This is a genomic window from Burkholderia pyrrocinia (genome assembly GCF_022809715.1).
Taxonomy (GTDB): Bacteria; Pseudomonadota; Gammaproteobacteria; order Burkholderiales; family Burkholderiaceae; genus Burkholderia; species Burkholderia pyrrocinia_C.
Window position 1 is genome coordinate 314,827 of the sequence record NZ_CP094461.1, and the last position, 18,030, is coordinate 332,856.

An 18,030-nucleotide genomic window follows, 5' to 3' on the forward strand; every position below is an offset into this window, starting at 1 on the left:
GGCATAGCGAAGGAATACGGATATGGACCCGCACGACGACCCGCCTCGGATCATTGACCTGATTACATCATTCGGTAGCAAGCGCGTGCCGTCTGGCAAACACACGATGAAGCACACCACAGCAGCCTGTCCGGCGACCACACCGCCGATGTCGTCTCAGGAACAACGATTGGCGGCCAGCCGACTGCGACCGACGATCGCTCGTACCCGTGTCCTGTCCGTACTGGAACAGGCGGCGCCGCGCTGTCTCGATGCCAGTCAAATGTATCGCATCCTCTGCACGCAACTCGACAGCCTCAAACCGGCCTCGATCTACCGTGCGCTGAATGATTTATGGACCTCCGGCTTGCTGGTCCGTACGGAGGGCGCTCAAGGCCGCGCACTCTACGCGCTCAAGCCGGACAGCAAGAACCTTCAGAACGACACCGTGCGCTGCCGCTGTGGCGCGCGGTTGGTTTTTATCGAGGATCGGGCATTGCACGAGCATCTCCGATCACTGGCGACCAAGGAAGGCTTCGATCTCGACAACGAGCCAGCTTTTACCATCACCGTGACGTGTGCGGAATGTCGGCCGTCCCGCAGGGGAAGAGAGTAGGTGACCTTAAAACAAGGTCGCCCGATCTGACAGCGGCTCGCCGCTTTTTGCCGACAGGCCGCCATGCTCGGTGGACGACGGCACGCTCCACTCAAGGTGAGACTCATTCGGGAAGCACGATGCCGCGTACGGCATCAGACTGCGCGTTTGTCGTTCGATCGGAAAGGTACCGTGCTGGCGGCTTGCCTACCGCCTTGCGGAACATGGTGATGAACCCGCTGGCATTTTCGTAGCCCAGTTCCAGCGCCACCGTTTGCACGCTTTCGCCGACGGTCAGGCGTTGAAGCGCAAGGATCACATGCAGTTGCCGGCGCCAGCGTCCGAAGCTCATGCCGATTTCGTGCAGCAGAAGCCGGCTCATGCTTCGCTCGCTCATGCCAATGCGGGTGGCCCAATCGCCCTTTGAGGTTTTGTCGGTAGGATCGGCCAACAGCATTTCCGCGAGTCGGCGCAATCGCGGATCACGCGGCATCGGCAAATGCAGGTCTTCTACCGGAGCCGCCGCCAACTCATCAAGCAACGCGGCAATCAGTCGGTCTTCCCGGCCTCCCGACGGGTATGACGCGGGGAAGCCGGCCACCTTCAGAAGCAACTCGCGCAGCAATGGCGAGACGGAGATCGTGCAGCAGGTTTTCGGAAGATCCGGTGCGGCATCAGGCTCCACAAACAGGCAATGACATTCGGTTTCACCGGATCCCCGTGCCGAGTGGGGCAAGTCTCCCGGTATCCATACCGCGCATTGCGGCGGAACGATCCAGACACCGTTTTCAATTTCGCAGTTGAGGATGCCACGGACGGAGTAAAGCAGTTGCGCCCTTCGGTGCCGATGCCTCGCATGTTCCCAGCCCTTGGCTACCGACATGGCACTCAGGGCGACAACGGGCCGGGGCAGGTTATCCACGTCCTTGGCCACGGTCGGATCGGTGATGGCAATGCTTGACATGATGCGTATCGGGCTTCGGATCCAAGATGAGGCGATGGCCTAATTGAAAAACATTATGGCCAACTTGTGCAATGACGTCCAGTCATTCCGTCGGTATCGTGTGATTGACCATGCTGGTCGTTCTGCTCGCCAGGGCTATTGCGCTTCCGGTCCGGAGGGGTATCCCATTTTCTTGACGAAGTGGGGCTGCCAGCTATTTCCCGTGATGCGCCGAAGGAGTATTGGCATGTTGATTGACGCCTCGAAGTTCCCCTTGGTCTGGATGCGACTAAACGCGCCAGGCACCGACCCCACAGTCTCGCCTTTTGCCGAGTTCGAGGGATTGCTCGCACGGAAGGAAGTTTTCGTTTTACTCAACGACGAGGGGCTTGATAAAGGCGAACACGAACATTCGCCGGAAGAAAGGAAGCAAACCTCGCTTTGGATGAAACGCCACAAGAGCGAATTGCGGACCTTCGTCAAGGCAGGGATCTACATCGAACCGAATACCGCTAAGCGACTGGCGACCAAGGCGTTCGCTTTGGTGTACGAAAAATTTTGGGGCTATCCCATGCTCACGGTTGCGACGAAAGACGAGGCGCTGGCCCTGGCGCAGAGGTTGTTGCTGGGCGAGCAAACGGATGCATGGTCGCACTAGGCCCGACTAATGAGGTCGGTCGGAATCTGGAGGCCGGCGCGTTAAGAGGCGGTACGAGCACCGAAGAAATGAGGCAGGTCAATGGCATTGAAAACGGTCGAAACCCAGCGCTCCGTCTCCGTCGGCAGCAAGATTCGCTTGCTGCGCCAGCGCCAGGGTCGCACGTTGGACGACGTCGCGACCGTCTCGCAGCTTTCCAAGCCCTTTCTTTCGCAGGTCGAGCGAGATCACGCCAGCCCGTCGATCACTTCGCTCGCGAGCATCGCGAAAGCGCTGGGCGTCTCCGCCAGCTATTTCATCGATACGCCGACCGAGGAAAGTTGCGTGCGACGCCGTAAGGATCTGCGGTACTTCGCCTTCGCCGATTCCGCCGATCTGCTTGCGCGCCTGTCGATTCGGCCGGGCGACCGCCAACTCGAAGCGATTCTCGTGCGCATGTCGCCCGGCGAGCGACCAGGCAAAGGAACCACGCACGCGTGCGAGGAATTCGTGCATGTGCTCAGCGGTGAAGTGACGATCACGCTTGAAGGCAAAACGTTCGTGCTCGGCGTGGGCGACAGCGCGCACTATGAATCGACAATTCCGCATATCTGGGCCAACACGCGCGACGACGAAGCCGTGCTGGTCTGGGTGGGCACGCCGCGGCTGCTTTGACCGGCGCGCGGCGCGCACATGGGCGCTCGGCGACTTTTGTGGGGCCGTAGACGCTCTTTGTGCCCCCACCCTCGCTTCCGGCCCACCCTCCGATCCGTACCTCGACTCCTTTCCTCCGTCGAATGGCGTTTCCGGCCGGAGCGCTCCGTTACCTGCCCTTGCACTGTTGGCACGGCGACCGGCTGGAGTGGGTCGGCTGCTGCTGCCCACGTCGGGCAGCAGTCGGCCAGAAGCTGACATTTGGCGTCTGAAGTCGAAATGGCGGCTTCTTGGCTATCTCCGGCCGCTCCTGATATGAGACCCTCCCGGACAAGCGCACGTCTGCTGCCGAGCAAGCGAGAAGACTATTTCCCCACCGACGGATCCAGGAGAGACAGGAAACGAGGGCATTCGCCTCCAAGGAAGAGGCCGACTATCAAACTCAAGCTCGACTACGTTGGCGCGTCGTTGCGAATACCCATCACGTAACGAGCATTGCGCGCCACGGACGGGTCTGGATCGGCGGCCAGCCGGGCAAGCAGGGCCGACGCCGTGCCATTGAATTCGGCGAGCGCCTGACAAATACGTACACGGGTCTGGACATCGGCTGGACCGTCTGAGATCGCTGCTTCAAAGCGCTCCACAATTTGCTTTGCGATCGCAGGGTCTTCCGCCAAATCGGCTAACGCATCGGCCGCCTCGACATCGTGAGTCCCGCCAAGAACCTGCTCGATCAGCAGGGGAATGGCGTCGCGGATCCCCCATCCGCCAAGCACCCGCGCAGCGCGATACCGCACGCGCTCCGCGGGGTCAAGGAGCGAGCCACGCAAGGTCTCCACCGCATCGGAACCTCCGAGTTTCGCCAGCGCGAGCACGGCCCGTTCGCGTACTGCCGGATCGGGCTGTTGAAGCGCCGCGCCAAGTACGCTGGTGCCGCTGCCTACGGTTCTTCCCAGCGCCCAGTGCAGCGCACCTGCGACATTCGGCTCTTGTTCCTGGAGCAGTGCGTGGGCGATGAGTGCTGCAAGCGGGGCATCGCTGGACGCGGCGTCAAACGCAGCACGCTGTCTCTCAGGAGCATGCGTCGACTCCAGTCCTTTCAACAGATGCACGACATCAAGCACTGCTGACCAATCCTCGGGGGAGGTGGCGGACACAGCAGTCAGCCGGCAAAGCAACGCTTGCTCTGCGGCCAGCCGCTCGCGGCTGCGAGCCATCAGCGCATCAATGAGCACATCGGGGTGAGGCGCTTGTTGGCTGAGCGCCTGACGCACCTCGGCCAGCCCAAGGCCCAGCGAACGCAGGCTCTCCACTTGGAACAGGCGCAAGGCATCGGCTTGCGAATACTCGCGGTATCCCGCTTCCGTACGTTCCGATGGGCTGACCAGTCCGATCGCGTCGTAGTGCCGCAGCATGCGTGCGCTGACGCCGGAACGATTGGCCAACTCGCTGATGCGCATCACTTGTCTCCGGTGTCATCTGGTTCACGCCGCCTCGTGTCTCGGCCTTGGCTCCAATCGAGCCTCGAAAATTCTAACAAACCGCCAACGGCTTCCATCACCTCGGCCAACACGTGGCTCATCACATCGATCGCCGTCAACCCGCCTATTCAAGGGCGTAGGGCAACGGTGTACCTGCGCGCCACGCATCGGCTGGATCGAGCACAAACGCACTCTCCGGATCGGCGATGAGCCTGAGGCTCGCGCAGGCATGAACGCGAACCGCCGGGTCCGTGTGTCGGGCCGCCGCCGCATCGAGCGGGGCCATGGCGTCGTCTCCAAGCATGAGTAATGCCCGGCTCAGACTCCGCTTGAGGTCCTTGTCGCCGCGGCCTAGCTCGCGAACCAGTTCGCGTGCCAAGGCGGCTCGTTGCCAGGTCGGCACCAGCCCCGCTGCGGTGCGCCACGCAGTTCGTGCCACCTCCGGATCGGGGTCATGTAGATGCCCGCTTGTGATCGCTGACCAGGTTGCGGGGGCGCCGATCTTCGAGAGCGTATGTAGCGCCTGACTACGCGCTTGCGCCGACGGCGAGCGCAGCTCGTCAAGCAGCAATGGCAAGGTCAGATCCTGCGCATGCCGGGTGAGCGCCCAGGTGAGCATGTCGCGAACGAAGAAATCCGGTTCGACACCGCAACGCTTCACCAGTAGCGTAATCTGGCTTGGATCGGGAGCCGTGCCGGCACCAAGCGCAGCCGCAAGACGGTGCGAAGCATCTGGATGCTCGAGTGCCGTGGTCAGTGCGTGACGGGAAGTCGGGGGATAGTGACGGGTCATGAACGCCTCCTGGCCCGACAGTGGACGCCTTGTCACTGTGACAAGGTCAAGTGTTTTCGGGCGAGGGGCGAATTGCACGCCGAAGCAGCCGTTCGTGGGGCCGACCACCGCCTCCTCCGCAGGTGACGGGCGACGGGCGGCCAGGAGCGGCCGTTCGACATCGAGTCTCAGTTCGCCGACAATTGATCCTATCGGACTGATTTGACCTGCGTGATTTGCATATTCTCTGCCATGGCTACTATTTACGATACGATCGTCTGGTTGCAGTCGAACTCCAGTGAAAGCGAATTTCCCATCGTTGAATTTTCCGCCGACACCGACATGGCGACTATGGGATGGGTGTCCTTAACGAGCACGGTTCAACCGGAAATCGTTGTTACGCAGGTAACCGCAGAAGAGTTTCGCGCAATAACAGATGGTACCGACGGATACCTTACTGTTGAACGCCGAGTAAACACCGCTCTTAAACGATCAGACCTCAAGTGTTCATGGTTGGTATATGCGGAAGAAGCGGCGCCGAGCGTCGAAGGCGTCTCGTTCCAGGTGTTCCGAAATGCTTATCGATCACCACAAGTGTCTTTTCGAGACATTCTTCACAGTGGCTCGCTGGCTCAGGAGGTCCGTCGTACGACCCGCTCCGAGTTTGAGCACAATGGTGGAAAGGTTATTGTTCTCCAGTGACCCGTCCAGCAATTGGGCGTGAACCTCAAACTGCAAACGTCTGCTTCCGAGGATATTGACTGACTGCCGCGGGTCGGTTTGAGCCGGTCCCGGGCCGCCGGGACCACAGCTGGCCGAGTCCGGGAAGAGGCATTTATGCATGAGAGTAAAATCGTCAACAATCAGCCGCCAAGTCTGGCGGCCGTTTTCGGTTTGCGAGACGAAGCGATGAAGGTAACGATTGCGTACATCGAAGAACCTCCATTCGGCTGGACCGAAGCGGATGGCACCGCTACCGGTGCTGATATCGAGCTCGCCGGGACGATCCTGCGACAGATCGGCGTCACCAGGATCGAGCATTGCCTGACGACGTTCAGCGAATTGCTATCCGGCGTTGAAGAAGGTCGCTGGGACATGAACGTTCCTCTCTTTGTGACGCCGCAGCGCAGCAATACTGTGGCGTTCAGCGTGCCGGTATGGGGAATCGAGGACGGCTTTCTGGTTCGACCAGGAAATCCGAGAGCGCTCAGTAGCTATTCCTCAATCGCCGAATGTCCCGATGCGCGCCTCGGCATCATTGCCGGACAGGTACAGCGTGATTCGGCGACGGCGTCAGGCGTAAGCCAGGAGCAAATCGTCATTTTCGAGCAACAGGCCGACGCGATCGCAGCCGTTCTCTCTGGCGCGATTGACGCATATGCGAGTACGGCCTTGGGAAATCGAATTGTTGCGAGCCGGATGGGCAACTCGGTGATCGAGGCCGTCGCGCACGAGCCGGAAATGAACGGCAGACAGCGGACGCCTCCGCTAGGAGCGTTTTCATTTAACAGAGAGAACGGGGATCTTTTAAAAGCGGTTAATCAGCGACTTCGTTCATATCTCGGTTCGCCAGATCATCGCGCTCGCATGGCGAGATTTGGGCTGACAGATAGTGAGATCGATCCAGCTGTCTTGAACGCAGGATAGGTCGGCGCTCGGCCAGAAGCGGTCACTCGACCTGCTGACCCGGATCGTCGACAATCACTCAAGCGTGTGAACGCATGTCGCGACCGAATGCGTAGCTAGTGGCGTAGCACCTGGACTTCAAACAAGCGTCAATTCTAGGAATGAGTGGATCGTGACCGACGCGACCTTAAAAAAATGGATCCGGCACTTCGTCCGTGAGGAGTTGACCTCTCACGGATTTGAACTGTCGAAGCCCCGCCTCATACAGCGCCACGTTGAAGGACTCCGTCAAGGGATGGAGTTTCAGCCTGGCAGCGGGTATTTGGCTGGAAAATACACGATTAATGTATTTTGGTCTTACACGGTTTCACCGATCAACGATAAGGTCTCGATGCATGCCGTCAGGAGAATAGGCGACTTTACCGACGAGGGAAACGCTTGGTATGACCGGAACGATCAGTCTCAATTCGAAAAGGTCAGGAATCTCATTTCGACCGACGTACTTCCGTATCTAAACGAATTTTCGTCGATTCAACGTATTTTGCAGGCTGTCCATGATGGGGTGATTGCGAGCGAACTGGCTTTCCCGATAGATCCCGGATGGCGTGATTTTTACCTTGGATATTGCCATCTGCATGTGGGTAACGTCGCACGGGCAAGGGCATGTCTCGAGCGAGTTGTCCGCATTCACTCTATCGCGACACACGGATGGGTTCTGGAACGACGAAATGTAGCATCGTCAACCTTACTTGACATAGCAGACGCGTAGCAAACGCGGCAGCCTGCGTGTTACGTGCCGAATCCCGGCGTCGTATCCAGCGAACTGACTAAAGCCGCACTTTCGCCACGTGAACGGCCGCTTTGTATCAAACGGGATGACCGAAACGGGTGGCGGATTCAACCGGTCACGTCCGGCGGTTGCCGGCCAGCAACACCCCTTCGGGCATGTCTCACGCATCACGGCTGCTGAGCCGAAGCGGCCATTACGGGTTATATCCCCTCGTTTAGCAAAATCCCCGTCAGAAGCGCAAGATCTAAGGATAAAAGGTTTCGCCACGGTTCAGCATGTTGACGAATTCCTCGATTTTACGCGCCCTTGTTTCTGGCTTTTTGGCATTCTGTATCCGAAACAGGATGGCATAGCGGTTACGGCTGTTCAGCGTTGCAAATAACTTCTGGGCTTCCGGATTTGCGTCCAAAGCCACCTGTAGGTCGTCCGGCACTATCGAGTTGCTGGCCGACGTATAAGCGGCCTTCCAGCGGCCGTCCTTCCTGGCCTTCTCGATTTCGCGCATACCGGGCGGGCGCATTCTGCCTGCGGCGATCAGCGCTTCAGCCCTGTCTTTGTTGAGTTTGGACCAGATGCTTTTTGCGGAGCGAGGGGTGAAGCGTTGTAGCCAGTATTGCTCGCTCTCGGCCTGCTTTTGACCATCGATCCAGCCGTAGCAGAGGGCGCTTTCCAACGCCTGTTCGTAGGTTACGGTTCGCTGCTCGGTGCCTTTTTTCGCCAGACGCAGCCATGCTCCGCTCGAAGTGCTGCCGTTTTGCGCCAACCAGCTTTCCCATTCGGCCTGACTGGTAAACGTTGGAGCGCATTCGGTCATGTTGCCATCCAGAATGGTCGAGTACATGTGCGGGGAAGGCGTCCGCAGTCTAACCGCGTTTATACGGACATCGACGTCCGTGGTGCGACCAAAGCCCGGTCGCTCGGAAGCCACTGGCCCGTCGGCTGGTTTGGGTCGCGAGCGCCCAGCCGCGCCCCGCCGCCAGCGCGGCGACGGTCCTCCTCGAAATGTCGCGTCAGCGCGAAGCCCCGCCGTCGCGGGGCGATGACCCTCGACAGCCGACGGAGTTCAGGCTGCTGCCGCCTTATGAATCGCGTCCTGCTGATCGCCACCCAGGATATCGACGAGACTGGTCAGCATCCGCCCCAATTCACCCGTCATCAGCGTGAAATCCGAGTCGAAGCGTTCATCGTCGTTCTGCGCGGTGGGATCCGCCGCCTCCTTGATCACGTCGAGCGGCGTGACACGCTTGATCGTCAGCGACGGTGTCAGCACGAAGGAGATCCGGTCATCCCAGGTCATCGCGAGGCGCATGCATTGTTTGCCGGCCTCGATGTGCCGGCGCATGTCGTTCGCTTCCAGCGCGTGGCCGACGTATCGCACCGTGGCGCCGCCTTCGCCGCTCGAGCGCAACTCGGCGTCCTGGTCCACGGTGAATCCGCCCGGCGCCTCGCCCGACAGCAGCCAATCCGTCATCGCGGCGACCGGCGAAAGCGCCACTTGAACGCTGGCGAGCGGCAACTGATCGATCGATTTGACGAGCAGGCCGCGAACGTCGTCGGCAAGCGCCTGTGCAGCCGCATCGATGACGAGCCAGCCGTTCACCGTATCGATCCACACGCGGGTATCGCGGCGAATGGTGAACGCGCGCGGCAGCAGTTCGTCGGTAACCTGCTCCTTGAGTTCGCGCAGCTGTTTTCGCCCCACCTTGAAGCCCTGCTGCTCCTCGACTTCAAGCGCCCGGGCCTTGGTCACCTGATTGACGACCGACGCCGGGAGCAGCTTCTTTTCGGCACGAAACAGCAGCAGCATCTGCCGGTTGATCGAATACACAAGCGCGCCGTCGTCACGCGGCGACGCCCATCCGAAGCGCTGCATCTCGACGCTGCTGCCCGGCTGAAACGCGTGGGGCGCCAGCCATTTTTCCATCTGATCGGGGGTAACGGCCCAAGGTGCCGGAAGACGATGAAGCTGAAGATTCTTGAACCACATAGGAGTACGGGCAAAGCGCACCATTCTATATGACGGTGACGCTTCCCGGCCATGAAGCACCATTCATCCAGGCCGCCGCGTGGATATTCGTGCGACCGTTCCGCCCCCGTTAACCGCCGTTCGACCGCGAACGACGTGCGTTGCGTCGTCGGCCACGACGGACGTTCGGCTGTCGCCGCGCGCGACGCTCTCGTGCTTTGCCCGCAATCTCGGGGCACGGTGGCAGCCAGACAACCCGTCGATCCGTCCCCACCCCAATGCCTTCAGCCCGATAACGCATCGCGTCCAGCACGAACAAGAATGCCTTGACAATTGAAGCATATGCTCCTATCTTGGCTACAAGAGAGCATATGCTCTTATTTCCAAATGGAGCCAAGCCATGAACCAAGCCGAAATACTTGTGAGCGGTGCAACCGGACGGACCGGAGGTATTGCTATCGACGAATTGCTCAAGATGGGCAGGCGCGTGCGCGCGTATGTGCGCACCGACGACGATCGGGCAGCCGCCCTGAGGCAGCGCGGAGTCGATATCGCCGTCGGAGACTTCACCGACATCAATGACATCCGCGCAGCCATGGAAGGAATCCGGTCGGCCTATTTTCTCCATCCGATCGCGCCAGGAATCATCGGGGCTGCTGCTTATTTCGCGCAGGCCGCAAAGGAGGCGGACGTCAAGGCGATCGTCAACATGTCGCAGATTTCCGCGCGCCGGGAGTCGAAAAGCCACGCGGCCCAGGATCACTGGGTTTCCGAGCGGGTCTTCGATTGGTCGGGCGTTCCGACTACCCATCTCCGCCCCACGTTTTTTGCCGATTGGCTCGTCTATCCGCATTTTGCGAAGGAGATCTGGGCCCGGAAAAAGATTGAATTTCCCTTTGGCAATGGCCGTCACGCACCCATCGCCACTGATGATCAGGGGCGGGTTATCGCCCATGTCCTGGCCAACCCCGAAGGCCACGAGGGCAAGATCTATGCGCTCCATGGTCCCGTCGAGATGAACCATACCGAGATCGCCGAGGCGATGAGTGAGGCGCTCGGAGCCCGGATCGAATACGAGCCGAGTTCCATCGAGGAGTTTCGAATCAAGATGGAAAATCTCTACAAATTTCCGCCGTTCCTCACGCAGCATCTGGTCGAGGTTGCTCAGAACTACCGCGACGGCGTCTTCGCAGGTACCAACGATGTCATCGAGAAAATTACCGGAAAGCCGCCACTCTCGGTCCAGCAGTTCGTCACTCTGAATCGCGCCGTATTCGCGTGAGCATGACCCCAAACGAGTCGAGGTTTGAAAATGGCACACACTCAAGACGAGCGTCACCCGTTTCTGGACGATCTGACAACCGATGCAGAGTTGGTCAGCTCAGTGTTGCGCGGCCCCGTATCTGGGCGCGACGAAATCCGGCTGGCAGTCAACGCCGTCGGAACGTTCTACGCGTCGCAGACGCCCACATTTGCTCAGACTGTCGGTTCGCGGCTCTTTCTCGAGTACGAGGCCGTTCTGACGAGCGGCGAGAACCTGAGTGCGGTCGTCGTCGTCGACCACAACTCCGACGGATCAGTGCCGCGCGTCAGCGTACGGATGAGCCCGCTTGACGCTGTGCTGACTCTCGCTGGCCATCTGCGGGAGGCACTTTCAAAGCAGCTTCCGGAAAACCTTTTTCTTTGAACCAGGCGCCCGCAGGCCAGAGGAGCAGGATGCATCTCCCCGGAGCCTGCGGCTTCAACAAAGGAGCTTGTCATGGAAATCAAGAACGCCACCGTCTTTATCACCGGCGCCAATCGCGGCCTGGGCCTGGCTTTTGCACGAGAGGCACGTCGCCGCGGGGCGACGAAAGTGTACGCGGGCATGCGCAACACGAATGGCTTTGAAGAGCCGGGCATTGTGCCGGTCAAGATCGATGTTACGGATACGGCGTCGATCGCTGCAGCTGCGAAACAGGCGGCGGATACGACGCTGCTGATCAACAACGCGGGCATAGCTGCTCTGATCGACGGGCCTTTGGCGGCCGACGTCGAAGCGCAATCCACTCGCTTGTTCGATACCAACTACTACGGCGTAGTGCGCGTCACGCAGGCCTTCGAGCAGATATTGGCGGCCAAGCGGCATGCGGCGATCATCAACGTGCTTTCCGACATCGTGTGGCTTCCGCGGCCGTATCTGACGCCGTATGCGGCGTCAAAGGCAGCAGCATGGAGTTATACGAACCAGCTTCGCTTTCATCTGCATGAGCGTGGCATCCAGGTTCTCGGCCTGCACGTCGGATTCGTGGATACCGACCTGACCAATGGTATTGACGTGCCTAAAGCCAGCCCCGAGGATGTTGTGCGGCAGACCTATGACGCTCTCGCTGCCGGCAAGAGCGAGGTCATGGCCGACGAGGGTACGGCGGTGCTAAAGAGTACGCTAGCGGCTGAGGTGCCGGGCTACATTACTCCGCCGGAAGGGTTTTAAACGCCGCAGATGACGAGAGTCGGCTACCGGGGCGAGACTTGAGGCGCGCAGATTACCGGGGCGCCAGCGTTTTCGGTGTCGACTTTCATCGAAAGATACCGCCGTACCTTCGCGCGTGCGCGTAGCGTTCCGGCAATCAAAAGAAATGAGGAGTGGAATCAGATGTTGCCGTTCGACCAGCCGCTTGGAATCGATCAATGCAACTGCTTCGCAGTGAGGAAGGCGAGCAGGCAGATATCCCGCCTCTACGATAGCCATCTCGAGCCGGTGGGCCTGCGCATTACGCAATTCCTCACCCTGGCCGCACTGGACGAGGTGGGAAGTGCCGCGGTCAACGCCCTTGCCGAACGGCTCGATATCGAACGGACGGCGATGGGGAAGATGGTTGGCTTCCTTGAGCGCGACGGCTTCGTCGCGATCAAGCCCTCGCCCACGGACGGTCGAAGCCGCCTTGTTGAGCTCACCGAAGAAGGACGACGCCTGCACAAAAAAGCGGCCCCGCTATGGCGGGAAGCGCAGCGGGAGTTCGAGCAGCTGAACGGCGTAGAGAATGTCGCGGCGCTACGGGAGGGGCTTAGAGGAGTGGTCGTCGGCGATGTGACGGCACGCCCACCCGGGGACTGACTGACGGTCCACAAGAATTGCCGCAAACGCGCGAGACTGCCGCTGCCCGGGACGACAGGAAGTGACGAGGCGTCGACAAACACGATGCGGCATGGATGGATTGAGTCCGCACTTGCTTGCAGCCGCTGATTTCGTACAGGGTCGAGAGTCCGGAGTGGGGCGGAGGTCGCCTCTCGCAGACTGATTCGCTCCATCGGCGCAGAGCGGGTAAAACAAAGGCCCGCGATGTGCGGGCCTCATATCAGCAATTGCCTTTCTTCGCTTGTCCGGGCGGGCAGAACCCGTTCCCCGGACCGCCTTGCGGCGCGACCACTACCGGCGGACCGGGAACGTAAGCCACGCATCCGCTGAGTGCACCGATCATGCTCGCCGCAGCAAGCAACGCGATAACCCCTGTTTTCACTTCGTTCTCCCGTTGAGGGGAAAGGGCCGTTCGGCCCTTTCCGTTATGCCGTTGAACCGTCAGAAATTGAAATTGACGTTCGTCTGGCTAGTCGTTGCATTGACATTCGTCGATTGCGTTGCGCCCGACGCTGCGTCCGCTTCGATCGTATATTGGCCTGCCGACGCCGGCGAGGAAGCCAGCGTGACCGGCAGCGAACCCGAGTACGTGCCGACGATCGGCGCGGCCGTCGGCACCGACAGCGCGTACGCGCCCGTATCCAGGTTTGCGTTGATCGACGTGATCTCGTATGCGTTTGCATCGATCGTCTGCAGTGCGCGCACCAGCGCGTTCGCGCTTGCCGTCACCGTGCCGCTGACCGTGCTCATCGTCGAGGCAGGCAGCGTGATCGGCAGGTTCGACGTCGATACGGCCGTGCTCGTGTTCACGACCACCGGCACCGAGCGGACGACACCCGACGAGACGTTGTTCTGCACGATCACGACGTCGTAATTGCCCTGCGTCGAGCTCTGGATCAGCGGCGACAGCACGAACTTGCCGCTGCTGTCGGCCACCGTGCCGCGCACGACCTTGCCATGCTGCTCGGCATAGACGGTTGCACCCGCTTCGGCCTGCGCGACGTAGCCGGAAATCGCGCCGCTCACGACCGTCGGCGTTGCCGTCACGACCGGCTTGAGCGCAAAGGTGCCGTTGCCGCGCTGCACGATCGACTTGCACGCATTGAAATCGAGCACGAGGTCGACGAGCGTGTTCGGCTGGACCGTGAACGGCGAGATGATCTTGTAGCCGCTTTGCGTCGCGCTCGGCGTCGCGAGAGCCTGCTCGCTGCCGCCGGTCGGCACGACCGAGTTCGCGAGCGTGTTGCCCTGGTTCTGCGCGAGCACGAGGCGGACCTGCTGGTACTGGCCGGCCGGCAGCGCGGTCTGGCCGAGATCGGCGAGTGCGCCGTTGGTCAGCGACAGCAGGTCGATCTTCTGCGGCGTCGGCAGCGTGATCGTCGACCAGCCTCCGTCGTTGTCGCCCGCATTCGAACTGGCGTTTACGCGCACCTGCGACACGGTGACGAACACATGATCGAAGCCGCACGACGGGGCGTCGGTCATCGCGACATGCAGCGTGCCGTTCTGCACGCTGCCGCCGTCGTCTCCGCCGCCGCAGCCGGCAAGAACGAACGGCACGATTGCAGCGCAAAGGGCACTTTTAAAGAGCTTATTCATTGTCACCCCCCATGGGTGTTATTGTGGGTAACGAAAGAATAGCGTCGCTTCAGCCTGCTATTTTGGGCATCTTTGCAACGAACGGTAACTTTTGGTTCTATCGGTAAATCGCCCGCGAGATTGATGCCGCGTCAAGGGGGAGTGAAGCGGAACAGGGCGGAGATTATCGGGGAGAAGTGCGCAATGTAGGCGGCACGGGACAAAGCGATTGCGACGCGGAAGTAGTTAGTACCACGGTGCTTGAATCAACGATTGTCCGCACGCCACTGACGAGGTGTGACACCGGTCAGGCGCAAGAATGTCCTCGTGAAGTGACTCTGGTCCGCAAAGCCGCACAAATCCGAGATCATGTTCAGAGGCATGGGGGACGTGCGCATGTACTTCTTTGCCAGCTCTACGCGTTGGTTGATCAGCCAGCGATGCGGGGGCAGTCCTGTAGTCTGATGAAAGGCCTTGACGAAATGACCGCGAGACAGGCCGCAGGCCTTCGCCACATCGACAAGCGAAATTTTTCCGTTGAGGTGTTCGAACAGGAGTCCTTTTGCCTGACGCTCCTGCCACGGCGTGAGTTTGCCGGTCTGCCTTTCCCGCTGCTCGCCGATGCCGCCGTACTGTTGTGCGATATGGGTCTGGAAAGCGAGCGCGACCTGGTCGATGAAGAGTTGCGACGCATGCTCGGGCTGCGCCAACGCGGGCAGCAGCGATTGTCCGAGGTGATGGACGATCGGGTCGGTTGCACTCAAGTGCGGCGGCAAATAAAGCTGCGGCCGTCGCCGGCCACCGATTTCATCGGCCGTTTCCTCCAGCGTGCGGCGAGGCAGATGGAAGTGGAGGCAGTCGAACGCCCCCTTCAGATCAGCCACCCACCTGCGGTCGAGGTCGTGAATCGTCACGGTCCCTGCGCTGTAGGGGACGAAACGGGCAGCACGTCCGTCAAGCCACAATTCCTGTTCGCCGAAAGCGCGCAATTGCAGCACGATGAGATCGGCGTCTTCGAGGTCATAGGGCGCGGTCCGGCCCATATTTCTTCGCGCCGATTTCAGCCGACTGATACCGATCTGCGCGGACGGCAATGTTTGGGTGACGACGGTTTGCCTCACGTCGGCCGGAATGAATTCGGAAGAGGCGTTGTCCGACGGTGCAGTAGCCATAAAACCGGCGAGAAGGTCAAAGAGGAAACGATACACTTTACCAAATCGAAATTACGGTTGACTGACCGGACGGCCGCCCCCGATTGCGCATCAGAGGCCGAGTTTCCGTTCGCTCATCCACTTCACGATCGCCGGATCGCGATGGGAGAAGAAGCTGCTCGTGCCGGTCTCCAGCGTGGCGATGGCCCGCATGTATTCCTCGGACAATTCGAAGTCGAAGACGGCCAGGTTTTCCAGCATCCGATTCTTTCGCACGGACTTCGCCAGCGCGACGATGCCACGCTGTACCACCCAGCGCAGCACGACCTGTCCCACGGTCTTGCCGTGGTGCTGCGCAATCTCCACTTTCGTGTGCGGATTTCGTCAGTCATGTAGTCGGCCGTTGATTACATCCCTGCTTCATTCCCGGCCGCAGACGGCACTTGCGGCACGCCGCGCAGGCGACGCACGCGGAACGTCGTGAATTTCGATGCGTTACCGCGAATTCATTGCACGCGACCTATACTTTCAAAACCATTTCGTCCGCGACAAGGAGGCGCAATCGTGCCTATGTGCTTCGCGCGGCATCCCGCGCGGTCATCCACGCAAGACCCATGACTACTGTCGTATGAGGAAGGACATCATGACGCGCAAATACATCGATTGCCGGGAATTCCCGAGCGAAATGAATTGTTCCGTTGCGCTATCCGCGGATTCCGAAAACGAGTTGCTCGAGGCGGCCGTACAGCATGCGGTCGCGGTTCACAAGCATGCCGATTCGCCGGAGCTGCGTTCACAGCTGAAAACGCTCTTTCATGACGGCACGCCACCCGTTGAAACACCGCGTCAAGCGTAACGCCGGCGCGACGGATCGAAGCGCAGCGACCACCTCACGACGGCCATCTGCCATCCACGTATTCGCGTTGACCGTAGCTGCGCATCTTGCCGAAATCTTCTTCTGCATGTGGTCCAGTGGGGCGGCCATCGGAGTTCGGCTGGCGTGCGAATACCTCGCTGCGCGGCCGAACTCGTACTTCCGCGTTCGGCCATTTTCTGCCCCGTTGAGCCGCTACACCTGACGGTCAATCGAAATACGGCTCCAATACCCCCTCGATCCAATCCATGAAAGCCCGGACGCGTGGCGACAGGTTGCGCCGATGGGCCACGACGAGCGACGCGGCGAGGGGCTCGGGACGCAAGTCGGGCAGAACCTCCACCAGCGCGCCGCTTTCGATGTGATGCGCGAGCGCCGAATATCCCGCCTGGATCAACCCGATGCCCGCAAGCCCGGCGGCATGATAGGTCTGCACGCTGTTGACCTGCATCGCGCTCGGCAACGGAAGCGACGCGTAACCGTCGCCGTCCGGGTATTCCCATCCGGCATGCCGGGCGCCGAGTGTCAGCGTGTAGTGAACCATCCGGTGCCCCTGGCTGCGCAGATCGTCGAGCGTCTGCGGTATGCCGTACCGTGCCAGATAGCTCGGGCTCGCCGCATTCGTCATGCGCAGCTTGCCCAGCGGTCGGGCAATCAGCGTCTCGTCGACGATCGGACCCAGACGGATCACGCAATCGAACCCTTCCTGGACGAGATCGACACGCCGATCGGTGCTGGAAAGTTCCAGTTCCAACTCCGGATGTGCCGCCATCAGTTGCGGCAGGGCGGGAACCACGACGCTTCGTGCCAATTCGGTGGGCATGTCGACGCGCAACCTTCCCCGCAGAGATGCACCATGACCCGAGAACATCGATTGCAACTCCTGTACTTCGGCCAGCAGGTCCCGTGCGCGCAAATAAAAGGCGCGTCCGTCCTCAGTGAGCTGCACGCTCCGCGTGGTCCGATGCAACAGCGCCACGCCGACATCCCGCTCGAGTCCGCGGATCACCATCGACACACGTCCCTTCTGAATTCCGAGGCTTTCGGCCGCACGCGTGAAGCTCGTCATTTCGGCGACACGGGCAAAGATCAAAAGCGCGTCAAGGTTTTGCATTGTTCACCCAGGGAGTAACGGAACGTTCAATTTGTCGTCATTTATAACTCAGTTGCGACTCAGTAGAGTGGCTTCCCATGTCGTCCACGGAGGACAACTTGAACGAAAGGGAGCAACCATGACACAACACACCGCTGCGATCAAAACGGTCGTCGTCTACCACTCCGGCTATGGGCATACCGAGCGTATGGCAACAGCCGTCGCCGAAGGCGCCGGCGCCGTACTCGTCGCAATCGACACCGACGGAAACCTTGCCGAGGATGCGTGGGATACGCTGGCCGGCGCGGATGCGATCCTGTTCGGCTCGCCGACCTACATGGGCGGCCCCAGCTGGCAGTTCAAGAAATTCGCGGACGCATCCTCGAAAGCCTGGTTCGAAGGCGGGTGGCAAAACAAGATCTTCGGCGGCTTTACCAACAGCGCGAGCATCAACGGCGACAAGCTCAATACGCTCGAATACTTCTTTCTGCTCGCCGGGCAGCACGGCGGCATCTGGGTCAGCATGGATATCAAGCCGGCGAACGTGAAAGCGTCGATGCGTGACGACCTGAATCGCATGGGCTCCTATATCGCGCCGATGGCGCAGACGCCTGCCGATGCGTCGCCTGACGAGATGTCGCCAGGGGATCTCGAGACGGCGCGCCGCTACGGCGCACGCGTCGCAACGATCGCCGGACAGTTTCGGTCTGGACACTCTCAACGCAACTGAAATCCTGTCGCGCGCGACGCGACGGAACGGACGCCGCCACCTG

20 protein-coding genes and 1 pseudogene are annotated in these 18,030 nt (G+C 60.4%); 12 read left to right on the plus strand and 9 right to left on the minus strand.

The features are described 5' to 3' along the window. The first annotated feature begins 22 nt into the window (after positions 1-22). On the plus strand, positions 23-595 hold the full coding sequence (locus MRS60_RS31750; RefSeq protein ID WP_243567330.1) for a Fur family transcriptional regulator: 573 nt from the start codon (positions 23-25) through the stop codon (positions 593-595). A 103-nt stretch (positions 596-698) separates the two neighbouring features. On the opposite strand, the gene MRS60_RS31755 is transcribed toward MRS60_RS31750, so the two are convergent. After that, a complete protein-coding gene (locus tag MRS60_RS31755) occupies positions 699-1,538 on the minus strand; it encodes an AraC family transcriptional regulator (RefSeq protein WP_243567332.1) in 840 nt (279 codons plus the stop codon). A gap of 226 nt (positions 1,539-1,764) precedes the next feature. Here MRS60_RS31755 and MRS60_RS31760 point away from each other — a divergent pair, with 226 nt between their 5' ends. Further along, complete coding sequence (locus tag MRS60_RS31760) at positions 1,765-2,175, plus strand: hypothetical protein (RefSeq protein WP_131948994.1); 411 nt, start codon at positions 1,765-1,767, stop codon at positions 2,173-2,175. Between the two features lie 81 nt (positions 2,176-2,256). Further along, the gene (locus MRS60_RS31765) at positions 2,257-2,829 is read left to right on the plus strand and encodes a cupin domain-containing protein (protein WP_243567333.1); all 573 of its coding nucleotides are present in this window, start codon (positions 2,257-2,259) and stop codon (positions 2,827-2,829) included. A 431-nt stretch (positions 2,830-3,260) separates the two neighbouring features. Here MRS60_RS31765 and MRS60_RS31770 read toward each other — a convergent pair whose 3' ends face one another. Further along, positions 3,261-4,268 carry a HEAT repeat domain-containing protein gene (locus MRS60_RS31770; RefSeq protein ID WP_243567335.1) on the minus strand — a complete coding sequence of 336 codons (1,008 nt, stop codon included), beginning with the start codon at positions 4,266-4,268 and terminating at the stop codon, positions 3,261-3,263. A gap of 145 nt (positions 4,269-4,413) precedes the next feature. Next, entirely contained in the window at positions 4,414-5,082 is a 669-nt protein-coding gene (locus tag MRS60_RS31775) for a HEAT repeat domain-containing protein (RefSeq protein WP_243567336.1), read from the minus strand. 231 nt (positions 5,083-5,313) lie between these two features. Between MRS60_RS31775 and MRS60_RS31780 the strand changes: the two genes are divergently transcribed. The 3 genes from MRS60_RS31780 to MRS60_RS31790 all read left to right on the plus strand — a co-directional run bounded on the left by MRS60_RS31780 (position 5,314) and on the right by MRS60_RS31790 (position 7,456). Further along, a complete protein-coding gene (locus tag MRS60_RS31780; protein ID WP_243567337.1) occupies positions 5,314-5,763 on the plus strand; it encodes a hypothetical protein in 450 nt (149 codons plus the stop codon). Positions 5,764-5,970: 207 nt separating this feature from the next. Continuing rightward, the gene (locus tag MRS60_RS31785) at positions 5,971-6,708 is read left to right on the plus strand and encodes a transporter substrate-binding domain-containing protein (RefSeq protein WP_243567426.1); all 738 of its coding nucleotides are present in this window, start codon (positions 5,971-5,973) and stop codon (positions 6,706-6,708) included. Positions 6,709-6,859: 151 nt separating this feature from the next. Next, positions 6,860-7,456, plus strand: coding sequence for a hypothetical protein (locus MRS60_RS31790; RefSeq protein WP_243567338.1), 597 nt, complete (start codon positions 6,860-6,862; stop codon positions 7,454-7,456). 265 nt (positions 7,457-7,721) lie between these two features. On the opposite strand, the gene MRS60_RS31795 is transcribed toward MRS60_RS31790, so the two are convergent. Both MRS60_RS31795 and MRS60_RS31800 read right to left on the minus strand, forming a co-directional pair. Then, a complete protein-coding gene (locus MRS60_RS31795) occupies positions 7,722-8,291 on the minus strand; it encodes a YdeI/OmpD-associated family protein (protein WP_243567427.1) in 570 nt (189 codons plus the stop codon). Between the two features lie 249 nt (positions 8,292-8,540). Next, complete coding sequence (locus MRS60_RS31800; protein WP_175749161.1) at positions 8,541-9,464, minus strand: recombination-associated protein RdgC; 924 nt, start codon at positions 9,462-9,464, stop codon at positions 8,541-8,543. A 379-nt stretch (positions 9,465-9,843) separates the two neighbouring features. Here MRS60_RS31800 and MRS60_RS31805 point away from each other — a divergent pair, with 379 nt between their 5' ends. From MRS60_RS31805 to MRS60_RS31820, 4 genes are all read left to right on the plus strand, one after another. After that, positions 9,844-10,725 (plus strand): NmrA family NAD(P)-binding protein, encoded by an 882-nt coding sequence (locus MRS60_RS31805; RefSeq protein WP_243567340.1) that lies wholly within the window; start codon positions 9,844-9,846, stop codon positions 10,723-10,725. A gap of 30 nt (positions 10,726-10,755) precedes the next feature. Further along, positions 10,756-11,130, plus strand: coding sequence for a hypothetical protein (locus MRS60_RS31810; RefSeq protein ID WP_034182349.1), 375 nt, complete (start codon positions 10,756-10,758; stop codon positions 11,128-11,130). A 72-nt stretch (positions 11,131-11,202) separates the two neighbouring features. Continuing rightward, positions 11,203-11,916, plus strand: coding sequence for an SDR family oxidoreductase (locus MRS60_RS31815; RefSeq protein WP_131945960.1), 714 nt, complete (start codon positions 11,203-11,205; stop codon positions 11,914-11,916). Between the two features lie 162 nt (positions 11,917-12,078). Continuing rightward, entirely contained in the window at positions 12,079-12,540 is a 462-nt protein-coding gene (locus MRS60_RS31820; RefSeq protein ID WP_034182347.1) for a MarR family winged helix-turn-helix transcriptional regulator, read from the plus strand. Positions 12,541-13,002: 462 nt separating this feature from the next. On the opposite strand, the gene MRS60_RS31825 is transcribed toward MRS60_RS31820, so the two are convergent. The 3 genes and pseudogenes from MRS60_RS31825 to MRS60_RS31835 form a co-directional block, all read right to left on the minus strand. Further along, entirely contained in the window at positions 13,003-14,160 is a 1,158-nt protein-coding gene (locus tag MRS60_RS31825) for a DUF4382 domain-containing protein (protein WP_131945959.1), read from the minus strand. Positions 14,161-14,405: 245 nt separating this feature from the next. Then, on the minus strand, positions 14,406-15,347 hold the full coding sequence (locus MRS60_RS31830) for a helix-turn-helix transcriptional regulator (RefSeq protein ID WP_243567341.1): 942 nt from the start codon (positions 15,345-15,347) through the stop codon (positions 14,406-14,408). 54 nt (positions 15,348-15,401) lie between these two features. After that, positions 15,402-15,650 (minus strand): annotated as a pseudogene (locus MRS60_RS31835) (aldo/keto reductase); the annotation flags it as partial. 283 nt (positions 15,651-15,933) lie between these two features. Between MRS60_RS31835 and MRS60_RS31840 the strand changes: the two are divergent. Then, positions 15,934-16,146 (plus strand): DUF1059 domain-containing protein, encoded by a 213-nt coding sequence (locus tag MRS60_RS31840; protein ID WP_034182593.1) that lies wholly within the window; start codon positions 15,934-15,936, stop codon positions 16,144-16,146. A 226-nt stretch (positions 16,147-16,372) separates the two neighbouring features. On the opposite strand, the gene MRS60_RS31845 is transcribed toward MRS60_RS31840, so the two are convergent. After that, complete coding sequence (locus MRS60_RS31845) at positions 16,373-17,278, minus strand: LysR family transcriptional regulator (RefSeq protein ID WP_243567342.1); 906 nt, start codon at positions 17,276-17,278, stop codon at positions 16,373-16,375. Positions 17,279-17,396: 118 nt separating this feature from the next. Between MRS60_RS31845 and MRS60_RS31850 the strand changes: the two genes are divergently transcribed. Continuing rightward, complete coding sequence (locus MRS60_RS31850) at positions 17,397-17,987, plus strand: flavodoxin family protein (RefSeq protein ID WP_243567343.1); 591 nt, start codon at positions 17,397-17,399, stop codon at positions 17,985-17,987. Positions 17,988-18,030: the final 43 nt, after the last annotated feature.

Excerpts from the sequence above, each read along its gene's own strand:
- MRS60_RS31750 (WP_243567330.1), top strand. The coding sequence starts at position 23 with ATGGACCCGCACGACGACCCGCCTCGGATCATTGACCTGATTACATCA.
- MRS60_RS31755 (WP_243567332.1), bottom strand. The coding sequence starts at position 1,538 with ATGTCAAGCATTGCCATCACCGATCCGACCGTGGCCAAGGACGTGGAT.
- MRS60_RS31760 (WP_131948994.1), top strand. The coding sequence starts at position 1,765 with ATGTTGATTGACGCCTCGAAGTTCCCCTTGGTCTGGATGCGACTAAAC.
- MRS60_RS31765 (WP_243567333.1), top strand. The coding sequence starts at position 2,257 with ATGGCATTGAAAACGGTCGAAACCCAGCGCTCCGTCTCCGTCGGCAGC.
- MRS60_RS31770 (WP_243567335.1), bottom strand. The coding sequence starts at position 4,268 with ATGCGCATCAGCGAGTTGGCCAATCGTTCCGGCGTCAGCGCACGCATG.
- MRS60_RS31775 (WP_243567336.1), bottom strand. The coding sequence starts at position 5,082 with ATGACCCGTCACTATCCCCCGACTTCCCGTCACGCACTGACCACGGCA.
- MRS60_RS31780 (WP_243567337.1), top strand. The coding sequence starts at position 5,314 with ATGGCTACTATTTACGATACGATCGTCTGGTTGCAGTCGAACTCCAGT.
- MRS60_RS31785 (WP_243567426.1), top strand. The coding sequence starts at position 5,971 with ATGAAGGTAACGATTGCGTACATCGAAGAACCTCCATTCGGCTGGACC.
- MRS60_RS31795 (WP_243567427.1), bottom strand. The coding sequence starts at position 8,291 with ATGACCGAATGCGCTCCAACGTTTACCAGTCAGGCCGAATGGGAAAGC.
- MRS60_RS31800 (WP_175749161.1), bottom strand. The coding sequence starts at position 9,464 with ATGTGGTTCAAGAATCTTCAGCTTCATCGTCTTCCGGCACCTTGGGCC.
- MRS60_RS31805 (WP_243567340.1), top strand. The coding sequence starts at position 9,844 with ATGAACCAAGCCGAAATACTTGTGAGCGGTGCAACCGGACGGACCGGA.
- MRS60_RS31810 (WP_034182349.1), top strand. The coding sequence starts at position 10,756 with ATGGCACACACTCAAGACGAGCGTCACCCGTTTCTGGACGATCTGACA.
- MRS60_RS31815 (WP_131945960.1), top strand. The coding sequence starts at position 11,203 with ATGGAAATCAAGAACGCCACCGTCTTTATCACCGGCGCCAATCGCGGC.
- MRS60_RS31820 (WP_034182347.1), top strand. The coding sequence starts at position 12,079 with ATGTTGCCGTTCGACCAGCCGCTTGGAATCGATCAATGCAACTGCTTC.
- MRS60_RS31825 (WP_131945959.1), bottom strand. The coding sequence starts at position 14,160 with ATGAATAAGCTCTTTAAAAGTGCCCTTTGCGCTGCAATCGTGCCGTTC.
- MRS60_RS31840 (WP_034182593.1), top strand. The coding sequence starts at position 15,934 with ATGACGCGCAAATACATCGATTGCCGGGAATTCCCGAGCGAAATGAAT.
- MRS60_RS31845 (WP_243567342.1), bottom strand. The coding sequence starts at position 17,278 with ATGCAAAACCTTGACGCGCTTTTGATCTTTGCCCGTGTCGCCGAAATG.
- MRS60_RS31850 (WP_243567343.1), top strand. The coding sequence starts at position 17,397 with ATGACACAACACACCGCTGCGATCAAAACGGTCGTCGTCTACCACTCC.